6 protein-coding genes are annotated in these 7663 nt (G+C 58.9%); 5 read left to right on the top strand and 1 reads right to left on the bottom strand.

All coding sequences use genetic code 11. The annotated features are described in order from the left end of the window. Positions 1-910 precede the first annotated feature (910 nt). The 5 genes from NIG5292_RS13675 (at position 911) to NIG5292_RS13695 (ending at position 6935) form a co-directional block, all read left to right on the top strand. Positions 911-1942 carry a LacI family DNA-binding transcriptional regulator gene (locus NIG5292_RS13675; RefSeq protein WP_048600100.1) on the top strand — a complete coding sequence of 344 codons (1032 nt, stop codon included), beginning with the start codon at positions 911-913 and terminating at the stop codon, positions 1940-1942. 76 nt (positions 1943-2018) lie between these two features. Next, on the top strand, positions 2019-2966 hold the full coding sequence (locus NIG5292_RS13680) for an ABC transporter substrate-binding protein (protein WP_048600101.1): 948 nt from the start codon (positions 2019-2021) through the stop codon (positions 2964-2966). A gap of 131 nt (positions 2967-3097) precedes the next feature. After that, positions 3098-4558, top strand: a complete 1461-nt coding sequence (locus tag NIG5292_RS13685; RefSeq protein WP_267884472.1) for a sugar ABC transporter ATP-binding protein — start codon at positions 3098-3100, stop codon at positions 4556-4558. Further along, positions 4555-5574 (top strand): ABC transporter permease, encoded by a 1020-nt coding sequence (locus NIG5292_RS13690; RefSeq protein WP_048600102.1) that lies wholly within the window; start codon positions 4555-4557, stop codon positions 5572-5574. The genes NIG5292_RS13685 and NIG5292_RS13690 overlap by 4 nt, the downstream gene beginning before the upstream one ends. Continuing rightward, positions 5571-6935, top strand: coding sequence for a hypothetical protein (locus NIG5292_RS13695; protein WP_048600103.1), 1365 nt, complete (start codon positions 5571-5573; stop codon positions 6933-6935). The genes NIG5292_RS13690 and NIG5292_RS13695 overlap by 4 nt, the downstream gene beginning before the upstream one ends. Positions 6936-7317: 382 nt before the next feature. On the opposite strand, the gene NIG5292_RS13700 is transcribed toward NIG5292_RS13695, so the two are convergent. Then, positions 7318-7518 carry a hypothetical protein gene (locus NIG5292_RS13700; protein ID WP_048600104.1) on the bottom strand — a complete coding sequence of 67 codons (201 nt, stop codon included), beginning with the start codon at positions 7516-7518 and terminating at the stop codon, positions 7318-7320. Positions 7519-7663: the final 145 nt, after the last annotated feature.

Genomic DNA, 7663 nt, shown 5'->3' on the forward strand with positions numbered 1-7663 from the left:
TCACGTTTCATATGTTCCCACCCATCAATCACGTTTCATATGTTCCCACCCATGTTGTTCCAAAATCCCGCGAACACAATGTTAGCAACACAGCACGAGCCAACACTGTGTTCAACACCGTGATTCAGCGTCTAAAATACTCGGCAACACGGCAAAAAGTGTGTTTATGGTGTGTTTTTGAAAAACACAACTTAAGCGTGCATGGCGCTAGTCTAAGTCATTGATATTGATTGGTAAATGGTGCCCGGGGGCGGAATCGAACCACCGACACGAGGATTTTCAATGGAGGGGGTCTAGGTTATACATTTATTATCAATGGCTTACGTGGCGATATTTTTGGTGTGCGTGCGAGTGTGTTTTTGATGTCATTTTGAGAGTAGGGCGGAAACGCTATGTTGAACACGGTAATCTTAAGAGTTTGATTCTAACACACTGTTCAACATTCAAAAAGACGCAAGACTGGACACAGACTAAATGAAGTGGACGTTCGCTTGGACTATTGTTTATGGCCGGAGTGCGGGACTTTCCCGCCATTCGCTGCGGTTGCGGAAGTTTCGGTGGTGATGGCGCAGCAAACGTCATCTTCGGCAGAAGAGCGGACGTTCGCTGCGTATGCAATTGGGTCGTCAAGCAGCGTGGAGCGGAGGCATTATCTGCACCTGAGCGATAGCTGATGCCACGGGCGGGACGCAACCTTCCGGTGTTGCAGCATGCTGATATCGTCCATCTGGTTCAGTTAGCATATGGAGTCCGAGAGGAATGTTTGGATCGCAGACGTGGCCCAGTGGATGACGACGATAGGCCAGATCGGCCAGCATGAAGCGCATCGTACCCATGCTTTGGGAAAAGCATCGAAATTATTTGACTTGGGCATCAACTTCGGACCATAAACGTTTAGGGAGTGGAGGACATGATGCGAAAAGCCACGCTAAAAGACGTCAGCAAACGGTCAGGCCTATCAATATATACGGTGTCACGGACGTTGAACGGGGAAGGTGGCGTTTCGACCAAAAGTCAGAAGCGTGTCCATGATGCTGCGCGCGATCTTGGTTATGTTGCCAATCAGGCAGCGCGACAATTGAAGGGCTCTCACAGTTCCTCAGTCGCGGTTCTCACCGCAGGTACGTCGAACACCTATTATCTCGACATGCTGAACGGGATCGCGTCAACCCTACGTGATACTGGCCATACTACCGAAATGCTTGATATCGCGATCGGCGGCAATTACAGTCTGGAACTAGAGAATGCGATGGTGACGCGTATTCTCGAATCCCGCATGAGCGGTGTGATTTCAGCGCTAACCCTGACAGATCAAAGCATTCAGCTACTGATGGACTGGAACGTCCAGATCGTCTTTGTTGATTCTTCCCCACCCGCAGCTTATCCTAATCTTCCCAGCGTCACGACTAACAATCTTGATGCCAGCGATCTGGTCGGGCGGCACCTTGCGGACCACGGCTATCGCGACTGGCTATTCCTGGCCTACCCCGCGATCTGGTCCAGCCGACAGGACCGCGAAACCGGTCTGCGCCGCGCCGCAAGGAATGGTGGCGCGACCCTCGAAGTTTTGGAAGTCGAGAACGACGCGCGCCAGTCCGAAGCCCGACTTCGCGCCCTGCTGGCGAAGCGGGAAAAGCGCCCCGATGTCCTGATCGCAGGTAATACGCCGCTATTGCTGGGTGTGCTTGGCGCGATTAAGGCTGAAGGTCTGAAGGTTCCTGATGACATTGCATTGGTCGGCTTCGACGATTTTGCATGGGCGACCTTCATTGACCCGCCCATTACCGTCCTCGACGAACGCGCCGAGGAGATTGGCCGACTGGCGGCCCGGATGATCGACGGGCTGATCCGTGACGCCCGTGGTGGTACCCCGCATACTCATCAGCACATCAAGGTTCCTGTGGATCTGATCGTACGCCGGTCCTGCGGCTGCCAGCCCTGACCGATAAGAAGGGTCGGCGGCAGCCGCAGTCATTGCCATCGACCTAAACGTTTATTGACTGCGTGGAGGAAACGAAATGAAACTTACAAAACGCACACTTCTGGGTGCTTTGCCGACCAGCATTCTGTTGACAGCCCTGGGCACGTCAAGCTTGCTGGCACAGAACATCCCGGACAAGATCGAAAGCATCGGCCTGATGGTGCAGGATATGTCCAACCCGTTCTTTTCGGCGATGGATCGCGGCGCACGCACGGCAGCCGATGAAATCGGTGCCGCGCTGAACGTGCAGGACGCCCAGCTTGACCTTACGGCGCAATACAATCAGATCGACGCGTTCATCCAGCAGGGCGTTGACCTGATCGTGATCTCTGCCGTGGACGGTGCCGGTATCGAACCTGCGATCCTGAAGGCGAAGGAAGCGGGGATTATCGTGATTGCCGTGGACACGCCTGCGGCCGGTGCCGATGCGGTCGTCATGACCGACGCGGTCCAGGCCGGCATGAAATCCTGCGAATATCTCTTCGATCAGATGGGCGGCGAAGGCAAGGTTCTGCTTGTCGATGGCACCCCCATCCAGACGATCATCGACCGCATCGACGGCTGCAAGATCGTGGCGGCCGATTATCCGGGAATCGAGATTGTCGGCCAGCAATCCTCGCAGAATGACCGTGCATCGGGCCTGCTGGTCACGACCGACATGCTGACAGCAAACCCCGACGTGACAGGTATATTCGGCATGAACGATCCTTCGGCGCTCGGGGCCGTGCTGGCGGTCGAACAGGCCGGTAAAGCGGGCCAGATCATCGTCACCGGTGTTGACGGCAGCCCGGAAGCCGTGGACGAACTGACCCGCGAAGGCTCGCCATTCGTCGGAACGGCCACGCAAAGCCCCGGCAAGATGGTGCAGGAGGCGGTGCAGATCGCGCAGGACATGGTCGCGGGCCAGATGCCCGAGGAAACCGAGATCCTGATCCCCAGCGAGCTCGTGTCGCGGGAAACAGTCAGCGATTATTCCGGCTGGTGAAAACGACGCGGGGGCTGTCCCAAGGGTCAGCCCCCGTCGCGCGCTTATGGGAGACTGCGAATGACACAACCCCTTCTCAGACTGGAGAACATGTCGAAACGCTATGGCGGCGTACAGGCACTTGACAGAGCGTGTCCTTCGACCTTCGCCCGGGCGAGGTTCATGCTCTCATGGGTGAAAACGGTGCCGGAAAATCGACCCTGATGAAGATTCTCGCCGGCAATGTCGCGCGCGACGCGGGTGTGATCGAGATCGACGGCCAACGCGTTGAGATCGCGACGCCTGCGGATGCGCGTCGGCACGGTATCGCTATCATTCACCAGGAACTCAATACAGTGCCGTATATGTCGGTTGCCGAAAATCTTGCCCTTGGGAAAGAACCGAAAACCCGTTTCGGCATGCTCGACCGTCAACGGATGACGCAAGACGCGGCGGACAAGCTCGACCGCATCGGTGCCAAAATCGATGTCACGCAGCCACTGGGTTCGCTCAGTATCGGGATGCAGCAGATGGTCGAGATCGCCCGCGCGGTTGGCGAAGAGGCGCGTGTGCTGGTGCTGGACGAACCGACCGCCGCCCTGTCGCGCACCGAATCCGAACAACTCTACAGTCTGATCGGCCAGATGCGCGCAGACGGCGTCGGGCTCATTTATATCTCCCACCGGATGGAGGAAGTCTGGCGTCTGGCGGACCGCATCACAGTGCTGCGTGACGGGCGCTACGTGGGAACCGAAATCGCCGATGACCTGACCGAAGGCCAGATCGTCTCGATGATGGTGGGGCGCGACATCGCGGACCTTTACGGGCATGGCCCGCGCGAACCAAGAGAACCGCTTTTGCGGGTCGAAGGGTTGCGCGGAAACGGTGTCGGACCCTTCGACCTGACAGTTCACGCCGGAGAGGTTGTCTGCGTCGCCGGGCTGATCGGAGCAGGGCGCACCGAAATGGCGCGGCTGATCTTCGGGGCCGACGCCCGCACCGGCGGACAGGTCTGGATCCACGGCACGCAAAGTGCGCCCGTCGATCCGGCTGCAGCCATCGCGCAGGGCATCGGCATGGTCCCGGAGGACCGCAAGAGCGAGGGTCTGTTTCTGGAGCATTCTGTCAAGGACAACATCGCCATCAGCACACTGGAGGACCTGTCGTGGATGGGCATCCTGCGCCGCCCAAAACTGCGCGCTGCCGTGTCCGAACGGATGGCCCAGCTCAGATTGCGGTCAAACGCGATTGATCTGCCGGTCGAGGCGCTGTCGGGGGGCAATCAGCAAAAGGCAGCCGTCGCCCGCTGGCTGCTGCGGGACAGCCAGGTCCTGATCCTGGACGAACCGACACGCGGCGTGGACATCGGCGCGAAGCGCGAAATCTACGATCTGATCGACACGTTGGCGCGGCAGGGCAAGGCCATCCTCGTGATATCCTCCGACCTACCCGAAGCCATCGGGATCGGGGACAGGGTTCTGGTGGTCCGTGACGGTCGCATCGTGCACGACATGCCCTCCGCCGAGGCGACCGAAGAAATCGTCATGTTGCACGCGACCGGTGCAAGGGCAGCGACCGCACAGGCAACACAACACAAAGGAGCGCGCCCATGAGCAGCCCCAACCCGAAACCCGCATTCGACTTTGCAAAGTGGTGGGACCGCGTCGGTATCCTGCTGGTCCTGCTGGCGCTTGTCGTCTTCATGGTCATCGCTGCCCCGAACTTTACGCGGGTCGATAATATCTTAAACATCCTCCGGGCAATCTCGATCAACGCGATCCTCGCGGCGGGCATGACGTTCGTAATCCTGACAGCGGGGATTGACCTGTCGGTCGGGTCCATTGTCGCGGTCTCAGGCGTGGTGTCCGTGCTGGCCGCCGTCGCGGGCGTCCCTGCCCCGCTGGCGATCCTGCTTGGCATGGCGGCGGGGGCGGCCTGCGGAATGGTGAACGGGATGCTGTCCGCCTACCTCGCCCTTGCTCCCTTTATCGTGACCCTTGGCACCATGACCTTCCTGCGCGGCCTTGCCTACACGCTCACCGAAGGCAAACCCGTCGTCTCCAGCACGCTCAGCTTCAAGGCGCTCGGCAGCGGTTACTGGCTTGGCATTCCAATTCCGGTTTACATCATGGCCGCGGTCTACCTGATATCCTGGTTCGTGCTGGAACGGACGACCTTTGGCCGCCATGTCTATGCGGTCGGCGGCAATCCCACAGCGGCGCGGCTGGCGGGCGTGAAGGTCAAGCGTGTGACCGCAACCGTCTATGTCATCGCCGGTGTCTGCGCCGGTATCGCCGGGCTGATCTTTTCTGCACGCGTCATCTCGGCCCAGCCCACGGCTGGACAGGGGTACGAACTTGACGCCATCGCCGCGGTGGTGCTGGGCGGCACTTCCCTGATGGGCGGCCGCGGACGCATCCTCGGGACGCTGATCGGGGCGGCGATCCTCGGCGTGCTGACGACGGGACTGATCCTGCTCAACGTGCCGTTTTTCACGCAGCTTCTGGTCAAGGGCGCGGTGATCATCTTTGCCGTAGCCATCGACAGCCTCAAACAGCGCCCTTTCCTGTTCGGCTCTGGCAAACGCCCCGACGGGACCACACCACCAGACAACAAGGCCACCTCATGACCCTGACCATCACGATCACCGACCCGCTTTCCGGACACCGCATCGCCGAGCCGATCACATTCACGATCCCTGATCAGGATGGACCTGACCTCCGATGGGCCACGACGTGCGATGGCCAACGGATCCTGTGTCAGAAACTGAGGGCGCAGACCGAAGAGGGCACGACCTATGTCGCGGTCCTCGACCTTGACGGAGCGGAGACGCTGACACTGACACTTGGCGAGGCCTGCGCCCCGTCGGACGTGACGGAAGGCATCACCGCAGACGATCCGGGCCGCGAAGCCGATTGTTTCGTGCGCCTGAACACGGGTGCCTTCGATCTGGAAATGTGCAGCGGGACGGCCCAGGGGACGGGTGCGTCAAAATGGGGTCTGCGGCATTTCCGTGGATTGCACGACGATTTCGAGCTTTTGCCCTCTGGCAACAACGCCATCGGCGGATTTTACGGGCCGTTCTTCACGCCAGAGAATGGCCTGATCAACCCGCCCGAGCACACCACTGTCCGGATCGAGACTGTGGAGAAAGGCCCGGTTATGCACCGCTACCGGATGCACGGCACGATCCCGGACGGCCTGCTGGAAGAGCTGAAGGGGCTCGGTTTCACGATCGAATGGACCTTCACATACCGCACGCCCTTCTTTCAGCGACGCTACGAAGTCGATCCGTTCCGAACTGTCATTAACGGTCGCGCTGTCGAAAACAAGATCACCGTCGGCGACGAATTCGAAGGCGGCAGGGGAGAGCTCGTCTTTGACCGTTTCGCGGCATACCACGGGACGACCTACCGGGCCGGTGATCCTTACGCGGGCTTACTTGTTGACATGGTTTCGAAGACTTTGAAAGAAAGCGAGGCCGATAATCCTAAATTCCGCGATTTCCGGGCAGAACTACAGGACATGGAAGCCGCTCACTGGGACCTGTATTGGCGCATGTTTTGCGTTTGGGAAGGCGTACTGAGCAACGTAGAAATTACGGAACGTCTTGGCCGGGTGCGCGCCCTTGCCCATTCGGCCGCCGACCATACTGACCGAGATTGGCAGATGACTGATACACCGATCGAGGTGTCTGCCTCCCCACACGAAACGATCTTTTCGACTGCGGCGAATAAAACCGTCGAATTCCATGCGGCTACCGGCCGAGCTATGGTTTGGTATACGTCGAAAGCTTCCGGTGCGTTTCAGATCGTGCAGCGCAAGCAATCCGGTTGGGTCAACTGGGGCACCAATGGCGAGAACGAGTGCCCCGAACTGCCGGTTGGGGTGCACATTAAGACTGCATATGGTCCATACGCGAAAAGCTGGAAGTCATTGGCCGATCATCTCGAAATTGGACCAGATGTGAACGTCGAATGGTCGCTTTAAATGGTGTGATAGTACCGCGCTCGTGTACTCGGGGCCCGCCTCGATGTTGGCCCTTTACCTAGCGTTCGTTGTGGAAAAGCGCGGCTGATGGCGGGGCTTCCAATGATGCCGGTGGCGACCAGCCTCAAAGCATCTTGAGACGTTCGCCATAAACTGGCTTGGCATCTTAAAGTAATGCCGCGCTAAAGGGACACGGCCACGCTGAGATTTGCGCGCGTAGATGCGACCGCGCCGCTCCTATCCAAGGCCTTGGGGTTGTAGCACGCGATGGAGCAGGATCTGGAACGCCAGTTTTCCGCGCGGGCGGGAACAAGCGACTTGTCCTCAAGGGTTCCCAGCGCGCTTCGCGCAACTGCCTTTGGGACATGCTGATGTGGTCACCCTATGCACAGAGCTGGGTATCAGCTGGCGCACACTCGAGCGTCGCCTGCGCGACGAGGCGACGACGTTTCAGGAAATTCTCGACAAAACCCGCAAAAAACTTGCGCTGCGATACCTGACCAGTAGCACGCTGGCGAACAAGGAAATCGCCCACCTGCTGTCCTAGAACAATCCGAACAGCTTCTTCCGACGCTTCTGTCATTGGACCGGTCTATAACAGAGCGACATCCGAAACTGGCACTTTGGAGCGGCTAAAAATGCAGATGGTTATGCGCCACACCGGCAAAGGCTTTCTGCGCCAGCGCGACCCGCAGCGGAAAAATGCGGCTAAGTCCGCTCAGCAGACC

The organism is Nereida ignava, from assembly GCF_001049735.1.
Taxonomy (GTDB): Bacteria; Pseudomonadota; Alphaproteobacteria; order Rhodobacterales; family Rhodobacteraceae; genus Nereida; species Nereida ignava.